Here is a 1931-nt window from a genome sequence, read left to right as displayed (position 1 = left end):
GAATCGTAAGATTTGAAAAGAACCACTAGAGAACACATCGCAATATAATATAAAAAATATACGATGAAGAGTTTGATCCTGGCTCAGGATGAACGCTAGCGGCAGGCTTAACACATGCAAGTCGAGGGGTATATGTCTTCGGATATAGAGACCGGCGCACGGGTGCGTAACGCGTATGCAATCTACCTTTTACAGAGGGATAGCCCAGAGAAATTTGGATTAATACCTCATAGTATTACGACTCGGCATCGAGATGTAATTAAAGTCACAACGGTAAAAGATGAGCATGCGTCCCATTAGCTAGTTGGTAAGGTAACGGCTTACCAAGGCTACGATGGGTAGGGGTCCTGAGAGGGAGATCCCCCACACTGGTACTGAGACACGGACCAGACTCCTACGGGAGGCAGCAGTGAGGAATATTGGACAATGGGCGCAAGCCTGATCCAGCCATGCCGCGTGCAGGATGACGGTCCTATGGATTGTAAACTGCTTTTGTACGAGAAGAAACACTCCTTCGTGAAGGAGCTTGACGGTATCGTAAGAATAAGGATCGGCTAACTCCGTGCCAGCAGCCGCGGTAATACGGAGGATCCAAGCGTTATCCGGAATCATTGGGTTTAAAGGGTCCGTAGGCGGTTTAGTAAGTCAGTGGTGAAAGCCCATCGCTCAACGGTGGAACGGCCATTGATACTGCTAGACTTGAATTATTAGGAAGTAACTAGAATATGTAGTGTAGCGGTGAAATGCTTAGAGATTACATGGAATACCAATTGCGAAGGCAGGTTACTACTAATTGATTGACGCTGATGGACGAAAGCGTGGGTAGCGAACAGGATTAGATACCCTGGTAGTCCACGCCGTAAACGATGGATACTAGCTGTTGGGAGCAATTTCAGTGGCTAAGCGAAAGTGATAAGTATCCCACCTGGGGAGTACGTTCGCAAGAATGAAACTCAAAGGAATTGACGGGGGCCCGCACAAGCGGTGGAGCATGTGGTTTAATTCGATGATACGCGAGGAACCTTACCAAGGCTTAAATGTAGATTGACCGGTTTGGAAACAGATCTTTCGCAAGACAATTTACAAGGTGCTGCATGGTTGTCGTCAGCTCGTGCCGTGAGGTGTCAGGTTAAGTCCTATAACGAGCGCAACCCCTGTTGTTAGTTGCCAGCGAGTCATGTCGGGAACTCTAACAAGACTGCCAGTGCAAACTGTGAGGAAGGTGGGGATGACGTCAAATCATCACGGCCCTTACGCCTTGGGCTACACACGTGCTACAATGGCCGGTACAGAGAGCAGCCACTGGGCGACCAGGAGCGAATCTATAAAACCGGTCACAGTTCGGATCGGAGTCTGCAACTCGACTCCGTGAAGCTGGAATCGCTAGTAATCGGATATCAGCCATGATCCGGTGAATACGTTCCCGGGCCTTGTACACACCGCCCGTCAAGCCATGGAAGCTGGGGGTGCCTGAAGTCGGTGACCGCAAGGAGCTGCCTAGGGTAAAACTGGTAACTAGGGCTAAGTCGTAACAAGGTAGCCGTACCGGAAGGTGCGGCTGGAACACCTCCTTTCTAGAGCCTCATTGTTAGTCGCAAGACACCTTGGGGAAAAAAGATGTGAATCGAAAGGATCTGAATTTGAAAATTCAATTACTCTTGCTGTTAATTTAAAAAATAATGAAAATTAAGTAAAACAGAGTCTCGTAGCTCAGCTGGTTAGAGTACTACACTGATAATGTAGGGGTCGGCAGTTCGAGTCTGCCCGGGACTACTCTTTTAACTTGATTCAAAGGAAATTTTAGAAGTTGAGTGTTAATGAGCATACCTCATAACTAATAACTCATGACTAAAAATGGGGGATTAGCTCAGCTGGCTAGAGCGCCTGCCTTGCACGCAGGAGGTCAACGGTTCGACTCCGTTATTCTCCAC

2 tRNA genes and 1 rRNA gene are annotated in these 1931 nt (G+C 48.1%); all 3 read left to right on the top strand.

Going from position 1 to position 1931, the window contains the following annotated elements:
• The first annotated feature begins 60 nt into the window (after window positions 1–60).
• Window positions 61–1574: ribosomal RNA gene (locus KHA98_RS22705) — 16S ribosomal RNA — on the top strand.
• A gap of 125 nt (window positions 1575–1699) precedes the next feature.
• Window positions 1700–1773, top strand: a tRNA-Ile gene (locus KHA98_RS22700).
• A gap of 83 nt (window positions 1774–1856) precedes the next feature.
• A tRNA-Ala gene (locus KHA98_RS22695) sits at window positions 1857–1930 on the top strand.
• Window position 1931: the final 1 nt, after the last annotated feature.

It is taken from the genome of Flavobacterium branchiicola (genome assembly GCF_018383905.1).
Lineage (GTDB): Bacteria > Bacteroidota > Bacteroidia > Flavobacteriales > Flavobacteriaceae > Flavobacterium > Flavobacterium branchiicola.
Note: the sequence above shows the minus strand (reverse complement) of the source record. Positions and strands in the feature narration are given on the sequence as shown.